Origin of the sequence: Burkholderia semiarida, from assembly GCF_029268935.1 — a bacterium.
Lineage (GTDB): Bacteria > Pseudomonadota > Gammaproteobacteria > Burkholderiales > Burkholderiaceae > Burkholderia > Burkholderia semiarida.
Genome location: NZ_JAHLCL010000003.1, coordinates 576,184 through 599,580, shown reverse-complemented (window position 1 = coordinate 599,580; position 23,397 = coordinate 576,184). Strand labels below are relative to the sequence as shown.

Annotated in this window: 17 protein-coding genes; 11 read left to right on the top strand and 6 right to left on the bottom strand. The window is 67.0% G+C overall.

What is annotated here, in order from left to right:
* The first annotated feature begins 1 nt into the window (after position 1).
* The 3 genes from gatB (at position 2) to KPB06_RS06485 (ending at position 3,242) form a co-directional block, all read left to right on the top strand.
* Positions 2-1,477 (top strand): Asp-tRNA(Asn)/Glu-tRNA(Gln) amidotransferase subunit GatB, encoded by a 1,476-nt coding sequence (gatB, locus tag KPB06_RS06495; RefSeq protein ID WP_059573622.1) that lies wholly within the window; start codon positions 2-4, stop codon positions 1,475-1,477.
* A 117-nt stretch (positions 1,478-1,594) separates the two neighbouring features.
* Positions 1,595-2,434, top strand: coding sequence for a polyphosphate kinase 2 family protein (locus tag KPB06_RS06490; RefSeq protein ID WP_059573623.1), 840 nt, complete (start codon positions 1,595-1,597; stop codon positions 2,432-2,434).
* A gap of 34 nt (positions 2,435-2,468) precedes the next feature.
* Complete coding sequence (locus KPB06_RS06485; protein WP_059573624.1) at positions 2,469-3,242, top strand: exodeoxyribonuclease III; 774 nt, start codon at positions 2,469-2,471, stop codon at positions 3,240-3,242.
* Positions 3,243-3,348: 106 nt separating this feature from the next.
* Here the strand turns inward: KPB06_RS06485 and KPB06_RS06480 are convergent, their stop codons facing one another.
* Positions 3,349-4,401 carry an NAD(P)-dependent alcohol dehydrogenase gene (locus tag KPB06_RS06480; RefSeq protein ID WP_059573625.1) on the bottom strand — a complete coding sequence of 351 codons (1,053 nt, stop codon included), beginning with the start codon at positions 4,399-4,401 and terminating at the stop codon, positions 3,349-3,351.
* Positions 4,402-4,628: 227 nt separating this feature from the next.
* Here KPB06_RS06480 and KPB06_RS06475 point away from each other — a divergent pair, with 227 nt between their 5' ends.
* Complete coding sequence (locus KPB06_RS06475) at positions 4,629-5,573, top strand: AraC family transcriptional regulator (protein WP_059573626.1); 945 nt, start codon at positions 4,629-4,631, stop codon at positions 5,571-5,573.
* A gap of 21 nt (positions 5,574-5,594) precedes the next feature.
* Here KPB06_RS06475 and KPB06_RS06470 read toward each other — a convergent pair whose 3' ends face one another.
* The 5 genes from KPB06_RS06470 to KPB06_RS06450 all read right to left on the bottom strand — a co-directional run bounded on the left by KPB06_RS06470 (position 5,595) and on the right by KPB06_RS06450 (position 13,162).
* Complete coding sequence (locus tag KPB06_RS06470; protein WP_059573650.1) at positions 5,595-6,638, bottom strand: M48 family metallopeptidase; 1,044 nt, start codon at positions 6,636-6,638, stop codon at positions 5,595-5,597.
* Positions 6,628-8,049: an AmpG family muropeptide MFS transporter gene (locus KPB06_RS06465; protein WP_275905536.1), complete on the bottom strand. Its 1,422-nt coding sequence runs from the start codon at positions 8,047-8,049 to the stop codon at positions 6,628-6,630. Before KPB06_RS06465 ends, KPB06_RS06470 begins: the two co-directional genes overlap by 11 nt.
* Positions 8,050-8,165: 116 nt before the next feature.
* A complete protein-coding gene (gene metW / locus KPB06_RS06460) occupies positions 8,166-8,774 on the bottom strand; it encodes a methionine biosynthesis protein MetW (protein WP_059573628.1) in 609 nt (202 codons plus the stop codon).
* On the bottom strand, positions 8,771-9,916 hold the full coding sequence (metX, locus tag KPB06_RS06455; RefSeq protein WP_059573629.1) for a homoserine O-succinyltransferase MetX: 1,146 nt from the start codon (positions 9,914-9,916) through the stop codon (positions 8,771-8,773). The genes metW and metX overlap by 4 nt, the downstream gene beginning before the upstream one ends.
* 267 nt (positions 9,917-10,183) lie before the next feature.
* Complete coding sequence (locus KPB06_RS06450; RefSeq protein ID WP_059573630.1) at positions 10,184-13,162, bottom strand: autotransporter family protein; 2,979 nt, start codon at positions 13,160-13,162, stop codon at positions 10,184-10,186.
* 502 nt (positions 13,163-13,664) lie between these two features.
* Here KPB06_RS06450 and KPB06_RS06445 point away from each other — a divergent pair.
* The 7 genes from KPB06_RS06445 to KPB06_RS06415 all read left to right on the top strand — a co-directional run bounded on the left by KPB06_RS06445 (position 13,665) and on the right by KPB06_RS06415 (position 23,245).
* A complete protein-coding gene (locus tag KPB06_RS06445) occupies positions 13,665-15,554 on the top strand; it encodes a hypothetical protein (RefSeq protein ID WP_146075161.1) in 1,890 nt (629 codons plus the stop codon).
* Between the two features lie 444 nt (positions 15,555-15,998).
* Positions 15,999-16,547 (top strand): fimbrial protein, encoded by a 549-nt coding sequence (locus tag KPB06_RS06440; protein ID WP_059573633.1) that lies wholly within the window; start codon positions 15,999-16,001, stop codon positions 16,545-16,547.
* 91 nt (positions 16,548-16,638) lie between these two features.
* Positions 16,639-17,370 (top strand): fimbria/pilus periplasmic chaperone, encoded by a 732-nt coding sequence (locus KPB06_RS06435; RefSeq protein WP_104011816.1) that lies wholly within the window; start codon positions 16,639-16,641, stop codon positions 17,368-17,370.
* Between the two features lie 294 nt (positions 17,371-17,664).
* Entirely contained in the window at positions 17,665-20,232 is a 2,568-nt protein-coding gene (locus KPB06_RS06430; RefSeq protein ID WP_456151263.1) for a fimbria/pilus outer membrane usher protein, read from the top strand.
* A 49-nt stretch (positions 20,233-20,281) separates the two neighbouring features.
* Complete coding sequence (locus tag KPB06_RS06425) at positions 20,282-20,845, top strand: fimbrial protein (RefSeq protein WP_230951113.1); 564 nt, start codon at positions 20,282-20,284, stop codon at positions 20,843-20,845.
* Between the two features lie 34 nt (positions 20,846-20,879).
* Positions 20,880-21,581 (top strand): DotU family type IV/VI secretion system protein, encoded by a 702-nt coding sequence (locus KPB06_RS06420; protein ID WP_059573635.1) that lies wholly within the window; start codon positions 20,880-20,882, stop codon positions 21,579-21,581.
* Positions 21,578-23,245 carry an OmpA family protein gene (locus KPB06_RS06415; protein WP_060010907.1) on the top strand — a complete coding sequence of 556 codons (1,668 nt, stop codon included), beginning with the start codon at positions 21,578-21,580 and terminating at the stop codon, positions 23,243-23,245. Before KPB06_RS06420 ends, KPB06_RS06415 begins: the two co-directional genes overlap by 4 nt.
* Positions 23,246-23,397: the final 152 nt, after the last annotated feature.

The following is a 23,397-nucleotide window of genomic DNA, read 5'->3' as shown; positions in this document are numbered from 1 at the left end:
TATGGCTACTCAGTGGGAAGTCGTCATCGGTCTCGAGACGCACGCGCAACTGTCGACCGTCTCGAAGATTTTCTCGGGCGCATCCACGCAGTTCGGCGCTGAGCCGAACACGCAGGCGTGCCCGATCGACCTGGCGCTGCCGGGCGTGCTGCCGGTGCTGAACCGCGGCGCGGTCGAGCGCGCGATCCGCTTCGGCCTCGCGATCGGCTCGACCATCGCGCCGCGCAGCATCTTCGCGCGCAAGAATTATTTCTACCCCGATCTGCCGAAGGGCTATCAGATCAGCCAGTACGAGATTCCGGTCGTGCAGGGCGGCCGGATCACGATCCAGGTGCCCGCCAACGAAAAGGCCGGCAAGCCCGCGTACGAGAAGACGGTCAACCTGACCCGCGCGCACCTCGAGGAAGACGCGGGCAAGTCGCTGCATGAAGACTTCGCCGGGATGACCGGGATCGACCTGAACCGCGCGGGCACGCCGCTGCTCGAGATCGTCACCGAGCCGGAAATGCGCAGCGCGGCCGAGGCCGTCGCGTACGCGAAGGCGCTGCACGCGCTCGTCGTGTGGCTCGGCATCTGCGACGGCAACATGCAGGAAGGCTCGTTCCGCTGCGATGCGAACGTGTCGGTGCGCCCGGTCGGCCAGGAGAAGTTCGGCACGCGCGCGGAAATCAAGAACCTGAACTCGTTCCGTTTCCTCGAGGAAGCGATCAATTACGAAGTGCGCCGTCAGATCGAGCTGATCGAGGACGGCGGCGAAGTCGTGCAGGAAACGCGCCTGTACGATCCGGACAAGCGCGAGACGCGTTCGATGCGCAGCAAGGAAGACGCGCACGATTACCGCTACTTCCCCGATCCCGACCTGATGCCGCTCGTGATCGGCCAGGACTGGATCGAGCGCGTGCAGTCCGGCATGCCCGAGCTGCCGGCCGCGATGCAGCAGCGCTTCGTCGACGAATACGGCGTGTCCGCGTACGACGCGGGCGTGCTGACGTCGAGCAAGGCGATGGCCGCGTACTTCGAGGCGGTGGTCGCGAAGGCCGGCGCGGCGAACGCGAAGATCGCCGCGAACTGGCTGATGGGCGACGTGTCGTCGCAGCTGAATCGCGACGGCATCGAGATCGACGCGATTCCGGTGTCGGCCGCGCAGCTCGCGCTGTTGCTGCAGCGCATCGCCGACGGCACGATCTCGAACAAGATCGCGAAGGAAATCTTCGCGACGATCTGGGACGAGAAGGCGACCGACGAAGGCGCGGCCGATCGCATCATCGACGCGAAGGGGCTGAAGCAGATCTCCGACACCGGCGCGCTGGAAGCGATCATCGACGAAGTGCTCGCGGCGAACGCGAAGTCGGTCGAGGAATTCCGCGCGGGCAAGGAAAAGGCGTTCAACGCGCTGATCGGCCAGGCGATGAAGGCGACGAAGGGCAAGGCCAATCCGCAGCAGGTCAACGAACTGCTGAAGAAGAAGCTCGGCTGAGCATGCGCGCGCGCCTGACCCGCGCTTGACGACGGGCCGCACCGGACGCGTTCGGGCGGCCCGTCGCATTTGGTGGATGCGTTATCGTATGCATCGCACCGCCCAACGGAGGAACGAATGGCGAAACAACCGTCGCTCGACGATTTCCGCGTGCCGTACAGCACGCGCGAGAAGGAAGCCGCCGCATTCACGCTCGACGCGTTCGACCCGGCCGCGAAGCCGTTTTCGTCCGGCTCGAAGGAGGCCGACCGCGAACGGCTGTCGGCCGTGTCGACCGAGCTCGACGTGCAGCAGGAGCGCCTGCACACGCAGCAGAAGAAGCGCGTGCTGCTCGTGCTGCAGGGCATGGATACGAGCGGCAAGGACGGCACCGTGCGCGCGGTGTTTCGCGACGTCGATCCGCTTGGCCTGCGCATCGTGCCGTTCAAGGCGCCGACGCCGATCGAGGCCGCGCACGACTTCCTGTGGCGCGTGCATGCGCAGGTGCCGGCCGCGGGCGAGCTCACGATCTTCAACCGCAGCCACTACGAGGACGTCCTCGTGCCGCGCGTGCTCGGCGCGATCGGCGACAAGGAGTGCGAGCGCCGCTACCGGCAGATCCGCGATTTCGAGACGATGCTGTTCGAGAACGGCACGACCATCGTCAAGTGCTTCCTGCACATCTCGAAGGACGAGCAGCGCGAGCGGCTCCAGGCGCGCATCGACGATCCGACCAAGCACTGGAAATTCGACATCGCCGACCTCGACGCGCGCAAGCACTGGGACGCCTACCAGTCCGCGTACCGCGACGCGCTCGCCGCGACCTCGGCCGAGCATGCGCCGTGGTACGTGATCCCGGCGAACTCGAAGACGCACCGCAACGTGATGATCGCCGAGCTGCTGCTGCGCACGATGACCGACATGAAGCTGGAATTCCCGCCGCCGAAGCCCGAGCTCGAAGGCGTGAAGATCCGATAACCCTGTAAAAACATCGAACTGAACGGAACCCGACATGATGCGAGTGATTACCGCCAACCTGAACGGCATCCGCTCCGCCGCGAAGAAGGGCTTCTTCGACTGGCTCGGCGAACAGAACGCCGATTGCGTGTGCGTGCAGGAAATCAAGGTATCGGCCGACGACCTGCCGGCCGAGTTCGTCGAGCCGCACGGCTTCAAGAGCTATTTCCACCACGCGGAGAAGAAGGGCTACAGCGGCGCGGGCGTGTACAGCCGACGCGAGCCCGACGACGTGATCATCGGCTTCGGCAGCAGCGAATTCGATCCGGAAGGGCGCTACGTCGAGGCGCGCTACGGCAAGCTGTCGGTCGTGTCGGTGTACGTGCCGTCCGGCTCGAGCGGCGAGGAGCGCCAGCAGGCGAAGTACCGCTTCATGGCCGAATTCATGCCGCACCTCGCCGCGCTGAAGAAGAAGCGCGAGGTGATCCTGTGCGGCGACGTGAACATCGTCCACAAGGAAATCGACATCAAGAACTGGAAGAGCAACCAGAAGAACTCGGGCTGCCTGCCGGAAGAGCGCGCGTGGCTCACGAAGCTGTTCGACGACGTCGGCTACGTCGACGTGTTCCGCACGCTCGACCCGCGTCCCGAGCAGTACACGTGGTGGAGCAACCGCGGCCAGGCGTACGCGAAGAACGTCGGGTGGCGGATCGATTACCAGATCGCGACGCCGGGCGTGGCCGGCACCGCGAAACGCACGTCGATCTTCAAGGACATCAAGTTCAGCGACCATGCGCCGCTGACGATCGACTACGACTATACGAAGTGATGGCCGGCGCCGCGCCTGGCGCGCAGCCGCCGAGCCATTCGTCCGGTCGCCGGACGCAAGACGGGCCGCCTGTCCGACAGGCGGCCCGTTTCGTTTGCCGCGGCGCTTACTGCTTGAGCGACGCCATGTCGATCACGAACCGGTACTTCACGTCGCTCTTCAGCATCCGCTCGTAAGCGGCGTTGATCTGCTGCATCGGAATCGTCTCGATGTCGGACGTGATCCCGTGCTCCGCGCAGAAATCGAGCATTTCCTGCGTTTCCGCGATCCCGCCGATCAGCGAACCCGCGAGGCGGCGGCGCTTGAAGATCAGGTTGAACACCTGCGGCGACGGATGGTCGTGCTCCGGCGCGCCGACGAGCGTCATCGTGCCGTCGCGCTTCAGCAGGTTCAGGAACGGATTCAGGTCGTGCTGCGCGGCGACCGTGTTCAGGATGAAGTCGAAGCTGTTCAGGTGCGCGTTCATCTGCGCTTCGTCCTTCGAGATCACTACTTCGTGCGCGCCGAGCCGCTTGCCGTCGTCGATCTTCGACGGCGACGTCGTGAACAGCACGACGTGCGCGCCCATCGCGCGCGCCAGCTTCACGCCCATGTGGCCGAGGCCGCCGAGGCCGACGATGCCGACCTTCTTGCCGGGGCCGACGTTCCACTGCCGCAGCGGCGAGTAGGTCGTGATCCCCGCGCACAAGAGCGGCGCGGCGCCGGCCGGGTCGAGCGTGTCCGGCACGCGCAGCACGAACGCCTCGTCGACGACGAGCTGCGTCGAATAGCCGCCGTACGTGATGTCGCCCGTCACGCGGTCCTGACCGTTGTAGGTGCCGACGAAGCCGTTCTCGCAATACTGCTCGAGGCCTTCTTCGCAGCTCGCGCAGGTGCGGCACGAATCGACGAGGCAGCCGACGCCGACCAGCTCGCCGACCTTGAAGCGCGACACCTGCGGGCCGGTCGCGGTCACGCGTCCGACGATTTCATGGCCCGGTACGACCGGGTAGATCGTGTTGCGCCATTCGTTGCGCGCCTGGTGAAGATCCGAGTGGCAGACGCCGCAGTAGAGGACGTCGATCTGGACGTCGAGGTCGCGCAGCGCGCGACGCTGGAATTCGAACGGGGCGAGCGGCGATTGCGAATCGGTCGCCGCGTAGGCATAGGTCGTGCTCATGCAATGGGCTCCTTGTCCGGAAAACATCCGGCGAAACAGACTGCCGCCGCACCCTGTGGCGATGCGGCGAGACAGGCCCTCATCGTAAGGAGCGCGGCGCCGCGGCGAAATACACGAAGGTCTGGAAGATTTGCCTATTCCTCTCGAATTGGCCGCGAACGGCCGTCAAAATACGTTCCAGGTGCTACATTGCGAGCCAGATTCTCTTGCCGGACAGGACCACGCCGATGAGCTTCCAGCCCCTTTTGGCCGACGCGGGCGAACGCCTGCAGCGCCGCATGATCGAGCTGCACACGCGCCTCGCGCCGAACGAGGGCGACACGCTCGCGGCGCTCGACGGCGTGCGCTTCATCCGTGTGACGCATCCCGTGCCGCGCATGCCGGTGCTGTACGAGCCGAGCATCATCGTCGTGTGCCAGGGGCGCAAGCTCGGCTATCTCGGCGACCGTTCGTTCGTGTACGACGCGCAGCAATACCTGGTGCTGTCGGTGCCGCTGCCGTTCGAATGCGAGACGTTCGCGAGCACGGACGAGCCGTTTCTCGCGATCTCGATCCGCGTCGATCTCGCGGTGATCGCCGAGCTCGCGATCCTGCTCGACGAGACGCTCGGCGCGGCGGTCAGCGAGCCGCTCGGCGTGTACTCGACGCCGCTCGATGCGCCGCTGGCCGATGCCGTCGTGCGGCTGCTCGAAGCGCTCGCGTCGCCGCACGACACGCGCGTGCTCGGGCCGGCGATCATGCGCGAGATCGCGTATCGCGTGCTGACGGGCGAGCAGGGCGACGCGATGCGCGCGGCGCTCGTGCAGCAGCATCATTTCGGCCGCATCGCGAAGGCGCTGCGGCGCATTCACGCGGAGCTGAAGGCCGATCTCGACGTCGAGACGCTCGCACGCGAAGCCGGGATGAGCCTCGCGGTGTTCCACGCGCAGTTCAAGCACGTGACGGCGACGTCGCCGATGCAGTACGTGAAGACCGCGCGGTTGCACCAGGCGCGGCTGATGATGGTGCGCGACGGGCTCGGCGCCGGCGCGGCGGCCGCGCGGGTCGGCTACGCGAGCGCATCGCAGTTCAGCCGGGAGTTCAAGCGGCTGTTCGGCCGCAGCCCCGGCGACGAGGTGCGCTGGATGCGTGACAGCGGCGTGCGCCCGGCGATGGCCGACGCGCACGCGTAGCGCGCGGCGCCGTGCGGCCGCTCAGCGCCGCACGACCTTGCGCCGCTGCGCGCTGATGCCCGCGTAGTCGGGCAGCGATTCGACGCGCTTGCCCGTTGCTTTCGCGTACAGCGGCATCAGGTCCGGCAGCCGGTTCAGCAGATCCTGGCGGCGCGCGGCGCCGTACGGATGCGTGTAGATGAAACCCGTCGCCTTGTTCGCGCGCGTCGCGGCCGCGAGCTTGTCCCACAGCGTGATCGCCGCGCGCGGATCGAAGCCCGCGCGGGCGGCGATGTCGCCGCCGATCACGTCGGCTTCGGTCTCGTCGGTCGGATCGTAGTGGAGCGACTGCAGGCGCTCGCCGAGGTTCAGCGCCTGCGGCAGCGGATCGCCGACGCCGAACAGCGGCGGCAGCGCGGCCGCGCGCAGTGACGTCTGCGAGGTCGCGCCGAAGTTGCTGCGCGCGTGTTCGCGCAGCGCATGCGCGATGCCGTGCGCGAGCAGCACGCCGAGCTCGTCGTCGTTCAGGCGCACACGCTCGAGCATGCCGCCGTACACGAGCACCTTGCCGCCCGGCAGGCAGGTCAGGCGAATGTCGCGCGAACGGATCGCATTGACGTCCCATGCCCAGCTTTTCACGCGGTCGTTCCACTTCACCGAATACGGCGCGAGCTTCGCGACGATCGCACGCAGGCGCTTCACGCGCGGCTGGTTCGCGGGCAGCAGGCGGTTGCTGTCGGCGGCCGTCTGCACGATCTGCGCGTATTCGTTCGCGGTGAGCTGTTCGAGCAGCGGCGACGGAATCAGCGTGCGGAACGCGATCGCGTTGCCGTAGCGGACCTGCTGCGGCGTCGGCGTATAGGCCTTCGCCGGCACCGCGGCGCCGGTCGGCTGCGCGCCTTCGGCGGCGGACGGCGCGGCGGGCGCGGCAGACGTGGCGGCGGCGGGCGGCGTGGCTTGCGCCGCGGCCGGCGCGGAGCCCGCGGCCGTCGCGCCGGTGTCGGTCGCGTGCGCGGCGAGCGCCGCGGCGCCGACGCCCAACGCGGCCGCCACGCGTGCGAGACGGCGCAGGCGGTTACCGCGCACGGCTCGCCTCGCCGTTGCGTGCGGCACCGTTCCACGGCGCGATCCGAAACAGTAGCAGCATGCCGGGAATCGCGAGCGCGGTGCACACGATGAAATAGTCGAACCAGCCGATCTTCGCGACGATGAAGCCGCTCGCCGCCGACGCGAGCGTGCGCGGCACGGAGGCCAGGCTCGTGAACAGCGCGAACTGCGTGGCCGTGTAGCGCGGATCGGTCGTGCTCGCGATGTACGCGACGAACGCGGCCATCGTCAGCCCGGTCGTGAAGGTTTCGAAGCCGTAGACGATCGCGAGCGCGACCGTCATCGGGCTGAATTGCGGCGTGACGGCGATGCCGAACACCGACAGCGCGGCCGCGATCGCGTGGCTGGTCGACACGGTGAAGTCGTACAGCATCGCGAGCACGGGCGAGCCGGGGCCGAGCTGCGCGAGCCATGCGAAGCCGAGCGTCGACACCATCTGCAGCGCGCCGAAGATCCACAGCCCGCGGCCGATGCCGATCTTCACGAGCCAGATGCCGCCGATGATGCCGCCGGCGACGCTCGCGACGAGCGCGGTGGTCTTCGCGACGATGCCGATTTCGGTGCGCGTGAAGCCGATGTCGAGGAAGAACGACGTCGACAGCGTGGTGGCCATCGTGTCGCCGATCTTGAACAGGAAGATGAACGCGACGACGAGCAGCGCGCCGGCCCAGCCGTCGCGCTGGATGAATTCGCGAAACGGCAGCACGATCGCGTCGCGCAGGTTGCGCGGCGGCGCGCCGGCCACTTCCGGCTCGCACACGACGAGCGTCATCAGGATGCCCGGCAGCATGAATGCGCCGGTGATCGCGAACACGGCGTCCCACGGCATGTGGTCGGACAGGATCAGCGCCAGCGAGCCGGGAATCAGCGCGGCGAGCTTGTACGCGTTCACGTGCACCGCGTTGCCGAGGCCCTGCTCGGTGTCGCGCAGCAGTTCGCGGCGGTACGCGTCGATCACGATGTCGGCGCTCGCGCCGAAGAACGCGACGAGCGTCGTGAGCGCGGCGACCGTCCAGATCGAGTCGCGCGGCGACACGAAGCCGAGCGCGGCGATCGCGCCGGCGACCAGCACCTGCGTGAGCAGCAGCCAGCCGCGCCGGCGGCCCGGCCGCCAGCCGGGCAGCCGCGGGATGTAGCGGTCCATCAGCGGCGCCCACAGGAACTTCCACGTATACGGGAACTGGATCAGCGCGAACAGGCCGATCTCCTTCAGGTTCACGCCCTCGGAGCGCAGCCATGCCTGCACGAGGTAGACGAGCGTGAACAGAGGCAGACCCGACGTGAACCCCAGGAACACGCAGATCAGCATGTGCTTGTTCAGATAGGCGCGCCAGCCGGGGTGATCCTCGTGAGCGGTGAGTGCGGGCGCCTCGTGTGGCGTTTTCGACATGGACTGGAACTGGGTAGCGTTGACTGAAGGCGGCGGCAGCGCGGGCGGCGCGGCCGGCGAAGGTGGGGCGGCCGCGCGCGTGGGCGGGCCGGATCTTCCGTCAACGGCTCCCCGGCTCAGCTGCGCTTGACGCGATAGACAGCAAGACTACCACGCCAGTTCGCTCCCCATCGAATCGGCTGGCCTTCGTGCAGCACGACGCGGTCGAGGATCGTGACGCCGACTTCGGGCGCGAGCGCCTCGAAATCCTTGATCGTCAGCACCCGCACGTTCGGCGTGTTGTGCCACTGATAAGGCAGCGACTTCGACACCGGCATCCGGCCGCGCAGCACCGACAGCCGGTGCGCCCAGTAGCCGAAGTTCGGGAACGACACGATGCATTCGCGCCCGACGCGCGCGGTTTCGCGCAGGATCGCGGCGGTCTGGTGGATCGTCTGAAGCGTCTGCGACAGGATCGCGATGTCGAAGCTGTGATCCTCGAACAGGCGCAGGCCGTCCTCGAGGTTCTGCTGGATCACGTTGATGCCGTTTTTCGCGCTCGCGAGCACGCCCGCGTCGTTCAGCTCGATCCCGTAGCCGGTCACGTCCAGTTCTTCCATCAGCAGCGCGAGCAGCGAGCCGTCGCCGCAGCCGAGGTCGAGCACGCTCGAGCGCGGCTCGACCCAGCGGGCGATCGTGCGGAAGTCCGCGCGCGCGGACAGGGAATTCAGCGCTTGCTGGTTCATGCTCCCACCTCGATGGCGATTCGTTCGTAATACGCGCGGATCAGGTTGTGATAGCGCGCGTCGTCCAGCAGGAACGCATCATGGCCGTGCGGCGCATCGATTTCCGCGTAGCTGACCGTGCGCTTGTTGTCGAGCAGCGCCTTCACGATCTCGCGCGAGCGCGCGGGCGCGAAGCGCCAGTCGGTCGAGAAGCTCGCGATCAGGTACTTCGCCTGCGTATGCGCGAGCGCGGCCGTCAGGTTGCCGTCGAACGCCTTGGCCGGATCGAAGTAGTCGAGCGCGCGCGTGATCAGCAGGTAGGTGTTCGCGTCGAAGTAGTCGGCGAACTTGTCGCCCTGGTAGCGCAGGTACGACTCGACCTCGAACTCGACGTCGAAGCTGAAGTTGTACGCGTCGAGCGCGCCGTCCGCGCGGCGCAGCGCCCGGCCGAATTTCTCGGCCATGTCGTCGTCGGACAGGTACGTGATGTGACCGATCATCCGCGCGACGCGCAGGCCGCGCTTCGGCTTGACGTTGTGCGCGTAATAGTCGCCGCCGTGGAAATCGGGATCGGACAGGATCGCCGAGCGCGCGACCTCGTTGAACGCGATGTTCTGCGCGGACAGCTTCGGCGTCGACGCGATGTCGATGCAGTGCGCGACGCGCTCGGGATACATCAGGCTCCATGCAAGCGCCTGCATCCCGCCGAGGCTGCCGCCCATCACGGCCGCGAAGCGCTCGATGCCGAACGCGTCGGCGACGCGCGCCTGGGCGTGCACCCAGTCCTCGACGGTGACCACCGGGAACTTGGCGCCGTACGGCTTGCCGGTCGACGGATCGACGCTCATCGGGCCCGTCGAGCCGAAGCACGACCCGAGGTTGTTCACGCCGATCACGAAGAAGCGGTTGGTGTCGAGCGGCTTGCCCGGGCCGACCATGTTGTCCCACCAGCCGGTGCTGCGCGGATCGTCCGCGTAGACGCCGGCGACGTGGTGCGACGCGTTCAGCGCGTGGCAGACGAGCACCGCGTTCGAGCGCGCGGCGTTGAGCTCGCCGTACGTCTCGACGACGAGCTGATAGTTGCCGAGCACGCTGCCGCTTTGCAAGCGCAGCGGTTCGGCGAAGTGCATGGTCTGTGGAGCGACGATGCCGATCGATTCCATTCGTTCCGCCTTATGACTGGGCGGCTAAACGGTGTCGGCGATGCGCGGAGGCGAAGGTGCGCGGCTGACGACCTCTTTAGCCGCATTTGTAGTGAACCCACCGGGGGAGCGACGCATCGACGCATCAAACCCCGGCCGGTTCGCGCGCCCGCAATCGAGTCAGCAAATCGGCGCGCTTCCGACCTGCCGCCAGGGGCGGCAAGTCGGCAAAGTATAGCGGAATTCGGCGGGCGCGCGAATTCCGCCGCTCGTCGGCCGCCGCGGCCGTCACCAGCGATATTTCGCCGAAAGCTGCCCGGTTACCACCGAGTAGTCGGACAGATTGCCTTCGACGCCAAGGCTCGCCGATATCGAGAATTGGCGGCTCACCTGCCCGGTGGCGCCGAACCTGACCGCGACGCGGTCGCGCGGCACGTCGAACGAGAAGGCGTTGCGGTCGAGCGTCAGCGTACGTGAGCCGGGACCGTGCCACCAGTTCGCTTCGACGAACGGCCGAAGTTCACGCCCGTTCGGCATCGCGGTCACGCCGTGTACGCGCACGCCGAGCCGGGTCAGCACGTCGGTTGCACCCTGCCCGTCGAGACGGCCGCCGGCCGTGCCGTGCGCCTCCGCGCGGTAGTCCGACACGACGAGCTGCGCTTCGGGCTCGACGAAGAACCGCGTGTCGCCGCGCTCGTAGAATCCGAACGAATAGCCGGTCTCGATCGAACCCGTCACGGTGCGTGAGCGATACGAATCGGCCGCGAGGCTGCCCCCGACGCTGTTCGCGTAGGCGCCGTACATGAACCACGCATCGACGTAAGGGCCGGTCAGGATGTCGCGGCTGCCGTACCACGTGCCGTACACGCCCGCGTTGTAGCCCGACACGCTGCCGCGCGCGGTGGCGTTCATCACGCGATGCTCGATCGCATTCCACAGCGGGCGCGTCGACCAGCTGGTCTGACTACCGTACATGCCCATCGCGCCGATTCGGAAGCTGCCGCCGCGACCATCGTCGAAGCGGAGCAGATCGGCGCCCGCGTGAATCAGGCGACCGTTACCCGACACGCTGCGGCCATTGCCCGACATCGACGTCGTATTGCCCTCGGCGCGCAGCCACACGGCTCCGTCGAGCGGGCCGGCGGCCTCCGTGCGCAATGAGCGATCGTTGCGCTGATGCAGCGTATGGACTGCCATCGTCGATGCCGCATCCGCGTTCGCCAGATAGGCGTCCGGCTCCGGGGCGGTCGTGCGCGCAGGCGGCGTGGTTTCGGGTTCGATCGGCGGATCCGGGTTCACCGGGCCGGGCGGCAGCGGTGGTACGGGCCGTACGGGCGGTTCGGGCTTTGCCGCGGACACGAGATACCAGTCGTTGTCCCGCCCGCCGTCGCCGCCGCCGCCGCGCTTCAGCATGTAGTCATAGCCACCCGCGGACAACGTGCCGAATCCTTGCCGGTAGCCGTCGGAACTCGCGTCGAGCGTGAATGCCGACACGTCCGTCGTACCGCCGTTGCGCGTTTCGACGATCGGGATGCCGACGGTCGTCGGCGCACCGTTGCCGCCGGCGCGCTTGACGACGACCCCGGTGTCGCCCGACGCATGGCCGCCGTCGATCACGAGCCGGTCTGTCGGCGATGCATCGTCCTGCAGCGTCGTATGGAGAACCAGCTTGCCGTTGCGCGCGGCGTAGTCGCCGGATACGACGAGCGTGCGCGGCGTCGCCGGCGCGCCGGCAGCCGGATCGGCGAACGCGATCGTCGAGTCGTTCAGCGCGACGGAGCCGACCGACGAGTTCGCGGTGACGGTCCAGCGGCTGTCCGTGTCGAGCGCCAGCGTGCGCACCGCGTTCGTCGCGCCGGTCCAGGCCGACGCATTGGACAGCGTGACGTCTGTTGTCGCATGCGTCGGGCTGCCGTCGGCGGCGGGGTGATTCACGATGTCGCCGTTGGCATGCGAGCCGGTGTCGAGCGTCAGCCGCACCGGCGCGTCGGGTTGCGCATGCACGGACAGCAACGTGCCGTTGCCGCCACCGGCGCGCGTGCCGTTGCGCAGCACGATGGTCGCGCCGGATGCATCGATTGCGCCGTGCCGCTCGCTGACGAGCGAACCGTCGTCGATGGTCAGTGCGCCGTCGTACACGCTTGCGGCATAGGCATCGTCGCCGCTCGCGCGCGCGGCGGTGCGCACGAGGTCGATCCGGCCGCCGGCGCTCGCATGAAGTGCGCTCGCGCCGGGCCCGCGCGTGTCGACGGTCATGTCGGTGAGGGCGACGACGGAGTCCGTGCCGCTCGACATCGCGCCGCGTGCACGCTCGCCGTCGGTTGCGATGCTGCCGCGCGTCATCGCGATCTTGCCGCCGAGCCGCGCGATCGCGCCGATCGAGCGGTCGCCGGTGGTCGTCACGTGCGTATCGGTTGCGTCGACGACCGGCGTGTCGGCGTACTCCTTCGACGCATACAGCCCGTGCGCGCTGGTGCCGTGCGTGACGACGCGCGTGCGTGCGAGTGCGACGTCGCCCGCGCGGGTATCGACGCCGACGGCGGCGTCGCCGCCCGTTTCCAGGTACGAGTCGTTGAATGCGACCGTCGACGCGCTCGGCAGGTACAACACGGACGCGTAGTCGCCGTCCGTCCGGATATCGGTGCGATCCAGCGTGGCGTGCGCGCCGTCGTAACTGATGGACAGGCCGGTCGCGATCAGGCCGCTGGTTCTGATCAACGTATCGGCGACGTTGACGGTGCCGCCCGGCGCGCCATTCACCGCGATGCCGGAGCCTTCCTTGCCGCGCGTGACGATCACGCTGTCCGAGATGCGGAGCTGGCCGTTCGCGCCGTTGACGTACGCACCGTGCGCGAAATCGCCGTCGGTGTCGATCGACGAGCGTTGCGCGGACGCGCTGGCGCCCTGACGGACGTCGATGCCGATGCTGTTGCGGCCGCGCGTACGGATTTCGGTATCGCGCAGTTCCACGCTCGAACCGGCGCCCGATGCGGCGGCACCGGCCGCGACGTGGCCCGTCGAGAACGCGCGGGTTTTGCCGGCGGTCGTCAGGCGGCCGCCGTTGATCGCGGACAGGACGGACTGGCCGATTTGGGATGTCGAATAGTCGCCCGGCGCGACTTCGAGCTCGATGCCGTTGGCCTGTTGCGGGCCGCCGGTGACTTGCGCGGCGGACGGCCACGGTATCACGGCGCCGGCGATCAGTGCGGAATGCGCGAGATGGCGGCCGGTGCGTGCTCGGGAAAATGGAAAACGACGGTGGTTCACCCGTGTACCTCCTTGTTGCGACGGGCGAAAAGTAACTTTCCAGCGCGAGTTTGGAAATTGGACGAGTTCGAATCTTGCGGAATCCATGAGCAACGGCCCGGCAGTTGCATGAAGACGGTCAGGAACGGGCGACGGCCGGCGGCGGCATTTGCGTCGAATTGGTTCAAGCAGACGAGTCGCACGATCGCAATGGCCGGATGCGGCACGTTCGATCGGAACCCGACGCGCATTGCACCGAATGCCCGGGCGCCCAATCGCCGACTGCACCCGGCCCGCGTTGGCTTGCAGGCATGAGCGGCAGCGCCTTTCGACGGTTGATCCAACGCATGCGATCAGGGTGGGGCGGGGCGCTTTGTGTCGATAAATCAGACGTGTCTGCGTGTCTCGGTGTTGATTTCAAATATCTGTCCCATTGTTGATGCCGGTGCCCTTGGCTAGATTTGCGGCTTACCTCGAATGGACAAGGGCGCACACCGGCGGGCATGGGGCGGCCGATACGAGCATGACGAACGGAACGAGCAGGAAAGGCCGGCGCGCGCGAGCCGCAGCGGTGGAATGGGCGAAGCGAAGCGCGGGCGGCACCGGTGTCATGACGGCTGCGCTGATGGCCACCGCGCCGTATCTCGGTTCGTGCGCACCGGACGACTCCGGAGCGGCACGGGCGCCGGCGTCCGAGGTGCCGCGCAGCGTGCCGGCGCCCGCGTCGTCGGTGGCACCGCCGGCGGGCGTGCGCGATGTCGACGAGCGGACCGATCCGCCTGTGCAGCCTCGCGTCGACGAAGAGAAGGCCCCCCATCCCGTCCCGCCGCCATCCGCGTTTCCAGCGACCCCGTTCGCGCCGGTGCGGCGGCCGGCCATCGCCGCCGGACTCGACGATCGTCCGCTCGGCGGCCCGCTCGCGGCCGACAGCCTGGCCGACCGGCCGCCGCTGCCGAATGGTCCGCTGCCGGACGAACGTTTCGATCTGTTCCGGCCACATCGCGGCGGGCCCGTGCTCAGTTATACAGGCGCGGCCGAGCCGTTGCGCGCGCGGATGCTCGACGGTGAGCGTCTGGCCCGCGTCGCGTCCCCGGACCTGCCCCCATTGCCCGGCGTCGCCGTCGAACTGGCCGGCGCGACGGATTCCCCGTTCTATGCCGATCAGGTGGCCGACGCGCTCGCGCGCTACGCCGCGGCGGGCGGTGCGGCGGTGCACGACGAAGCCGGGGCGGTCCGCACGGCGAGTGCGGACCGCGGCGACGCATCGGGGCGCGGCCTGGCCGGAGAACCGTTTTACGCGGATCAGATCGCGTATGCGCGGACACACCCGTCGCCCGGCGGCGCGCCAGCGCTCACGGCCGACGCGAGCGAAGGCGTCGCGTCACTCGTTTCGCGATTCCCGTTCGATCTGTCGGGTCCGACGCGTGCCGCGCCGCCCAGTATCGCGTTGTCCACGCTGGGCGGCGAGGTGGCCTATCACGCGTTGTCCGAGCGACGTGCGGCGTCCGTCGAGCCGCGGTCGCTGACCGGCTTGCTCGATACGTTGAAGCCGGTTTTGGCTGCGTTGCCCAAGCCGGCGACGGGAGCGGTCTCGACGGTCGCGCACGGCGGCGCCGAGCCTGCCGAAGCACGGATCAGTGACGCAGCCTTCGCGTCGCCCTTATCGCCTGCGGTGCGCGTGGCCGGATCGGCGCGGCCGCTCGACGGCCAACGGGCCGCGATGCTGGCGACGTCGGCGAGTCTTCCCGAGCTTGCGGCCCGGGTCGCAAGCATCGCCGGGCAGCGTCAGACACTGCCGGAGCTTGGCGCGCGCCCGCAGGGCGGCACCGCGTTCGCTTCTCAAGCGTGGCGCGTGACGACGCGCGTCTCCACGAGGGCGGTGCTCGGCGCGGGTGCCGGAGAACGAAGCCAGCCCGGTCGCGGCGCGCGCGGCGCGAAAAACGGACATGCTTCCGAAGGGCTTCCGACGATCGTTGCCGATACACGGAACGTGTTGGCGTACGAGTCGCGCGCACCCGAGCGGCCGGCCGTCATCGACGGTTTGCCGAGCGCGGTGGAGATGGCCGCGGCGCTGGTCCGGCCCGAAACGAGCGGGCGCGTGTCCAAGGGGGCGCGAGCGTCTTCGCGGATCGCGCGCGGCACGGCGCATGCCGATGCGGCGCAGGACACCGGCTGGCGCACGGCGGCCATGAAGACCGACGGCGACCAGCGGTACGGGCGTTTTCGCCGAGGCGATCCGCTCTACGACAACGTCATGGCGTCCGTGGCCACCGCGCGGCATCGCAGCGTCGCGATCGAGATGCCGCCGCAGCGCCCATACCGCGACGTCGCGACGAGCGTGATCCTGGCGTCGAGCGGGCCGTCCGTCGATGCCGAACAACAGCGCGCGGTGACGATCGGCCACGTGTATTGACGCGGGCCGCGCCATCGGGGGCACGCATATCGGATGCGGGTGTGTCGGTCGAACGCGGACGATCGACTGGCGGCACCGCGGCAATGGCACAGGAATTCGCAGCGTCGCTTCCGGCTGCGGATCGAGCACGCCTCGTTCGCCGCACGACCGGATTTGCGTTTCGGCAGCGCCCAAATGCGTGCGCCGCCGATCGCGATCGCGCTCGGCCATCGAGAGGCGGTCATCGATTTCCTGACAAATTAAACAATTCACTCGGTCTTTTACGAGAGTCCGGCTCGGATTCCGTTGAGGTTTGAACTCGTCCTATATCCCCGATATTGAGGGATTGATAATATTTTTTGCGGGTTCGATTGCGCGAGATAACCGTGGTGCAGATTGGCGGCATGACGCCTCGTGAACCCGGTCGACCTGTTTGACGTATTTCTCTTTAAGTAGGAGTGTTAAATGAAGAAAAAGGTATTGGGTGCTTCCGCTGCGATGCTGATGGGTGTGCTGGCTGGATCGCCGGCATTCGCGCAGGCCGTGACGCAAGGCAAGGTGACGTTCGACGGCGAACTGACCGCGAGCACGTGCTCGATCAAGGGCGGGGACCAAGACAAGAAGGTGCTGCTGCCGAAGATTTCGACGGTTGATCTGGCGAAGAAGGGCGACACGGCCGGCTCGACATCGTTCGAGCTCACCGCGGAGAAGTGCGCCGCTGACGTGAAACAGGTCGCCGCTCACTTCGAGATGACCAACATGGATCCGGCTACCGGCTTCCTGAAGAACCTGCTGACGGATCCACAGGTCGCGGCGACGAATGTCGTCGTCCAGTTGGTGAACTCCGACGGTGCGGGGATTCGGGCCGGCACGACGGGCGCGTACTTCGACGTGACGGGCACGGGCGACACGCGCGGCGCGACGATGCTCTACGGCGGTCAGTACTACGCGACCGGCGCCACCACGGCGGGTAAGGTGAACACCTTCGCTCGCTTCACGCTCGCCTATCAGTGATCTTGAGTCGCAAGTAGCCCGCAAGCGGGCTCCGGAGATTTTGTCGTTCGGCCTCCGGAACTCGCTGCGGCGATGGATCAAGGAGGTATGCGTGCGGTTATGGAAATGGAAGGGCGTCGCGGCGGCTTTTGCGTTGGGCGCGATGGCGCTGTCGGCCCAGGCGGCGATCGTGATTACGGGTACGCGGGTCATCTACCCGGAGCAAAGTCGCGAAGTCAATGTGCGATTGACCAACGTCGAGACGGCGCCCGTGCTGGTGCAGACATGGATCGACGACGGGAATGCGGATGCCAATCCCGATCAGATCAAGGTGCCGTTCGTGTTGACGCCGCCGGTGTTCCGCGTCGAGCCGAAAAAGGGGCAGACGTTGCGCATCATGTATACGGGTGCGAATCTGCCGGCGGATCGCGAGTCGGTGTTCTGGCTCAACGTGCAGGAAATTCCGCCGCAGCCCACGAACGCGGAAGAAACGAATCTGCTGCAACTGGCATTTCGCACGCGCATCAAGCTGTTTTTTCGGCCGACCGCGCTTCAGGACGGGCCTTCGGGGCAATCACTGACGTGGAAGGTCATGCATGGCGACAAAGGGCGGAGCATCCTGCGCGTCGACAATCCGTCGCCCTATTACGTGTCGTTCAGCCGTGTGGCGCTGAAGGCCGGCGACAAGGAAATCGAGTTTGACCCGGCTATGGTTCCCCCGTTCGACCATGTGTCGCTCACCCAACCGCAAGGGGCGCATCGTGCGTTCGAGCGGGGCACGGTGTCGTACAAACTGCTCAACGATTACGGTGCGGAGGTGGCGGGTTCGGCCACCGTCGAATAACCACCCGGCTGTTCCGGAAACGATGAGGATCGAAGAGTGGTTCAAGCAGCAAGAAATATCGCGCTTGGCGGTAGCCATGATGTCGATCTGAGCGTCTTCCGCCGCCGGCGGGTCGCTTTGGCAGTCGGTTTGGCGTTCGGCATCGGTTTTCCCGGTGATGACGCTGGCGCGGCGGAACCCGGTGGGTCTGACATCGGGCCGCAAGCGGGGGGCGAGCCGGTAATGATCGTGGCGGCTCGCGCCATGTCCGATCCGGTGATGCAGATGGCGTCCCGCGCGACGACGGAGCCGGTGATGCAGATGGCGTCCCGCGCGACGACGGAGCCGGTGATGCAGATGGCGTCTCGCGCGCCGACGGAGCTGGCGGCGGTGGCATTCAACCCGCGACTGTTCGCCGGCGGTGGCGTCGATCTGTCTCGTTTCGCGAAGGGCAATCCGGTCGAGCCGGGCAATTATGCTGTCGACGTGACGGTCAACGGCAAAGGGCGTGGACGTCACGACGTACCGTTCCTCGCGGTGCCCGGCAGCGACGTTGCCGCGCCGTGCTTCACGCCTGCGATGCTGGAGCAATTCGGTGTCGACGGCGACAAGCTCGCGAACCGGCTTCGGCGATTGAAGCAGGACGACGATGGCGCTCCCGCCACGCCCGAATCGGCGCCCGACGCCTGCCTGGCACTTCGCGACACGATACCCGATGCGACCTATACCTTCGACAGCGCGGATCTGAAGCTCGATCTGACGATCCCGCAAACCGCGATGAGCAGGACGGCCCAAGGCTACGTCGATCCTTCGCGCTGGGACGAAGGGATCAACGTCGGGCTGCTGCAGTACAACGTCAACGGATACACGAGCGAGAGCAATTTTTTCGGGCACAACTTCAGCAGCTTGTATACGGGCCTGCAATCGGGCGTGAATATCGGGCCGTGGCGCCTTCGTCATCGCTCGACGCTGAACTGGGCCAGCCGCAGTGCCGGCGTATCGTGGCGCAGCCTCGAAACCTTCGTTCAGCGTGACATCACGCCATTGCGCAGCCAGATCGTGCTCGGCGACAGTTTCACGAGCGGCGAGGTTTTCGATTCGTTCGGCGTGCGCGGCGTCCAGTTGTCGAGCGACGACCGAATGCTGCCGAATTCGCTGCAGGCTTATGCGCCGACCGTCCGCGGTGTGGCGGACACCAACGCGCGCGTGGTCGTGCGGCAGGGCGGCAACACGGTGTATGAAGAGACCGTGTCGCCGGGGCCATTCGAGTTCAACGATCTGCCGGCCACCGGCTACGGCGGGGATCTCGACGTGACGGTCACCGAAGCCGACGGGCGCGTGCGGCGCTTCTCGGTACCGTTTGCCGCCGTTCCGCAACTGTTGCGGCCAGGTCGGCACCGTTTCAACGTGACGGTCGGCCAGTATCGGGACAACGCGGTCGATACGAAGCCGTGGGTTGCCCAACTGGTTTATCAGCGAGGCATCACGAATCTCGTGACGGGCTATGCCGGCGTACTGTCGTCGGCCGGCTATGGTTCGGGCCTGCTCGGCATGGCGCTCAATACGTCGGTCGGTGCGTTCGCGTTCGACGTCACCTCCGCACACGCGAGCGTGCCGGGCCGGCGCACGTACCACGGTCTCAGCTCGCGCGTCACGTACAGCAAGATGCTGGTGCCGACCGGAACCAATTTCTCGGTGGCCGCGTACCGCTATTCGACGTCGAACTTCTTCAGTCTGCAGGACGCGGTGAACGCACGAAAAGATTGGAACGGATCGATTGATCAGTACAACTACCGGGCCAGGACGCGGCTGCAACTGAACGTCAACCAGCGCCTGGGGGATCGCAGTGCAATCTACGTCACCGGCAGTTCGCAAGACTATTGGGGCGGCGAGAGGGGGCGCGATCTGCAGTATCAGGTTGGCTTCAACAGCACGTTCCGGCAAGTGTCATATGCGGTGTATGCGCAGCGTGCCCGCAACGGCGACAACCGGACGGTCACCCAGGTCGGGATCAACCTGACTATCCCACTCGGCAAGCAGTCGTACACGAAGAGCAGTCTCTTCAATTCGTTGACCACCTCGGCCTCGCGAGATTCGAGCGGCAACAGCGCCATTCAGATGGATATGTCCGGCAGCAAGGGAACCGTTGCACCGTTCAGCTACGGGGTTACCGCATCGCGCGTTGCCGGCGGCGATACCAATGCGCTGTCGTCGTTCGGCGGATACGGTACCTATCGGTCGCCTGTCGGCACCTACAGCGCGAACGCATCGCTCAGCAATCGGATGCGTCAGGCGTCGATCGGCGCAAACGGCGCGATGATCGTCCATCGAGGCGGCGTCACGCTCAGTCCGCCGCTCGGTCAGGCAGCTGCGCTGATCGAGGCGAAGGGTGCAACCGGCGGGCAGATCGTCAACGGGCAAGGCGCGTCGATCGATCGTTTCGGCTACGCGGTGATTCCATCGCTGACGCCGTATCGCGTCAACACGGTCGAGATCGACCCGTCCAGATTGCCCGACGACGTCGAACTCGGGAACACGAGCGAGGAGGTGGTGCCGCGCTACAACTCGGTCGTCTTCGTGAAGATGAGTACGGTGCGGGGCCGCCCGGTGTTCGCGACGGTGGAGCGGCAGGACGGCTCGCCGCTGCCGATGGGCACTCAATTGTTCGATGCGTCCGGCAAATCGATCGGCGGCGTCGGTCAGGGCGGCATGGCATTCCTGCGCGGGCTGGAAGGCTCTGGCGAGCTGACCGCGAAGTGGGGAATCAGCGCTGCCGATCGGTGCAGCTTGCCTTATGCGGTACCGGCCGCAACGGCGAATGCGGGGAAGGTTAGGATGGCGACGCGTGTGCGTTTGCGTTGCGAGCCGGCGACGATGCAATGACGCGCCCGTATCACGGTGAGGCACAGGAGTCATGGACAAAATGATACGCATGCATGCTTCGAAATGGATCCGTCGCGTTGCATCGGGCGCCACGGTCGCGATGGTCGCGCTGGTCGCGGGGGCCGCGAGCACGGCCTGGGGGGGCGGTAATCCGACCGTCACGGTCAAGTTTCAGGGTTCGTACAACTCGGTGACGTGCACGATCGTAGGCGGTCAGGAAAATCAGACGATCAAGCTGCCGCGGATCTCGACGTCGTCGCTGACGTCGCCGGGACAGACAGCGGGCTCCACGGCCTTCACCATTCCGTTGCGCTGCGACGGCAGCATCGATTCGGTCCGCATTTATTTTCAACGGGGCGCCACGACGAACGCGAACGGAAATCTCGACGTCGAGACGCCGAACGATCCTGCAAGCGCCAGAAATGTCCAGGTCCAGTTGATGAACGGCGACGGTTCGCCGATCCAGATCGGCAACGCGGCGACGATGCAGACGGTGAACGTCGATGAGTCGACTACGACGCTGGTGCCGTTCGGGGCGCAGTATTACGCGACCGGCGCGGCACGCGCCGGCACGGTTCGTACGTACGCGACTTTCGTGATTCAGATGCCGTGATGGTGTTCCATCGGCAGTTTTTCTTGATATTCGCATGACATTCGACAGTTCAGGCGCCGCGTTGCGCGCGTCGCTTCAAGAGACCCTACTGCACGTCGCGCTGCTTGCGCAGGGTGCGTCGATACCGGAGGTCCATGCGTGGCGAGCACGGTGCATCGGGCTCGTCGAGCGGCTCGAGCAGGCGATGCGCGACGACGGGCGAGCAGCCGACGTCATACGGGACGTCGGCATCGCGCAATGCATGCTGCTGGACGAGGCGACGCTGCGTCATCTGCCCGCTGGCACGCGCGACGAATGGCTGCGCGAGACGCTGCTGTTCCGATTTCATCGTGCGCACGGCGTTGCGCGGTCTTCGGCGCAAGTCGGCGCGTTGCTGGACGCCCCCTGTCCGGAAGCGTCGCTGATGAGTATGTATACGACGTTGCTTGGGCTTGGACCATCGCGCCAGGGAGACGCTGCTCGGGCGCTCCGGGATGCGGGGTGTTCCGTGACATTGCAGGCAGGCCCGCGCGCGGCCGACGTGGGGGATGAGCCGGCGCAGCGGTTGCCGTGGCCCGCGCGCGCCGTTGCGACTGTCGCGACACGCGCAGGTAAGCCGCTTCGGCCGGTCTTGTTCGCGACGGTGGTACTGGCTGCCGTGTGGATCTTCTGCGACGTCTCGTTGCGTCGTGCGGTGGAGCGCTTGCCCGACTCGGGGCCGCGCGTGACGCAGAACAGCGACGGAGGGCGCCAATGAGCATGCGGTCAATCAAGGCGATCGGACTCGTCTGGATCGCAATGCCGATCGTGGTGTTCGGCGGTGCATGGGCACTCGCGGGGCTGCCGGATTGGCTGAGCGCGCTATGCATTGGATCGGCTGTCGCGCTCGCGCTGTGGTTTGTTACATGGTACGAGCGCCGGCGTCCGGCAGCGGCTCCCGCCGAATCCGCCGTGGAGGATATCGGCGGCACCGCGCGCGAACTCGACGTGATCGTCGTCGTCGGGCCCTACGCCGCCGCGCTGTTCCCGCGTGAGGGCGGGCGCGCCACGATCAGGCGCGACGATCGGGCGGTGTGGCTGCTGGCCGATACGCCAGCGCGGCTCACCGATGTGATGACGCAAGTCAAGGCGGCGCGAGGGCGTTTCCCGGACGCCGCGCTGCTGCCCGTGGTACCGGAGGGCGACGACGAAAGCGTGTTGCGCAGGGAGTTTGCGCAATGGCGCATTGCGCTGCAGGCAGCGTACTGCCATCCCGAATGCGTGCTGCCGTGTCATGTCGCGGTATACGCATGTCTGGGGCCGGGCGAGGGCGGCGCGCCGCAAACGCGATGGTTTGGCGATTCGCTCGAGTTCGACGCGCCGCGCCTCAAGAACGCGATCGGCGTTTCAGACCGGTTGCCGGCGATCCGTGGCCAACTTGCCGAGTCGCGGCATGCCGATGCGGCGGGCCGGGGCGCTCTGGGGCTCGCGGTATTCGAATGGCTCGACGAGGCGGCGTTGCTGTCGTCGATTTCCGCGCTGTCGAATACCGTTCCGTTTGCGTTGCAGGGTGCGTCGCTGGCGGACATCGACCACACGCCCGTTCGGCCGGGCGCGTGGACGCGCTGGCTGATCGCGAAAACCGGCCTGCAGCCACGCGTGACGAAGCCGGTCGCGGGCCCGCTTCCGTTGCCGCGCATTCAGGCATCGGCGTCCGTATCGGCGGATACGGCCGGGCGGCCGCCTGCGCCATCGCCGGTCGACCGGCGAGCATGGCCGCTTGCATCCCACGTGGCGCTGTCAAGCGCGACGGCCGTGACGCTGGCCGTGGTGATATCGGGTGCAGTGAATTATCGGCTCGTCGAGCGGATCGCGGGCGACCTGTCTACCTATTGGAGCACGCCGTCCGTTCGCATCACCGCATCGATCGACTCGTTCGAGCGGCTGCGCGCGGCGCGCGACGAGGTGGCGCGCAATTTGCGCGACGGCGCGCCGTTCGGCGCGGGATGGGGGCTATATCCGGGGCGTGCGCTGCTGCCTCGCGTCGACGTGGCGCTGGCGGCCTATCGGCCGCCGCTCACGACCGTGGAGATCGATAGCCTTTCGCTGTTTCCAAGCGGCAAGGCGACGTTTTCCCCCGCGCACGCGCATCGTGAACTCGCACATGTACTTCGGTTGATCCGGGAGAATCCGGACCAGCGCGTGCTGATCGAAGGGCATGCGGACAGCGAGGGCTCATCCGACGCGAATCTTCGGCTATCCGAGGCGCGGGCGCGCGCGATTCGCGATTGGCTGGTCGTCGAAGGCGGATTGCCGGTCACGCGTTTCGCGATTCAGGGAATGGGCGACATCCGCCCGATCGCGGACAACGGGAGTGAAGCGGGCCGGGCACTGAACCGGCGCGTCGACATTTCGCTGATTCCGGACGGCCTGCGCCGCTGAGCGCGCGATGATGCGCTCGACACGGTAGCGCATCGCATCATTGCTGTGACGATTCATGCGGCCGGGGCGGTGCTCGCTCCGCCGCGTGGCAACGACTCGTCCACGCGCGCCCCATCGCCATTCCAGATAGGGATTCATCTCAGCCGAATGCG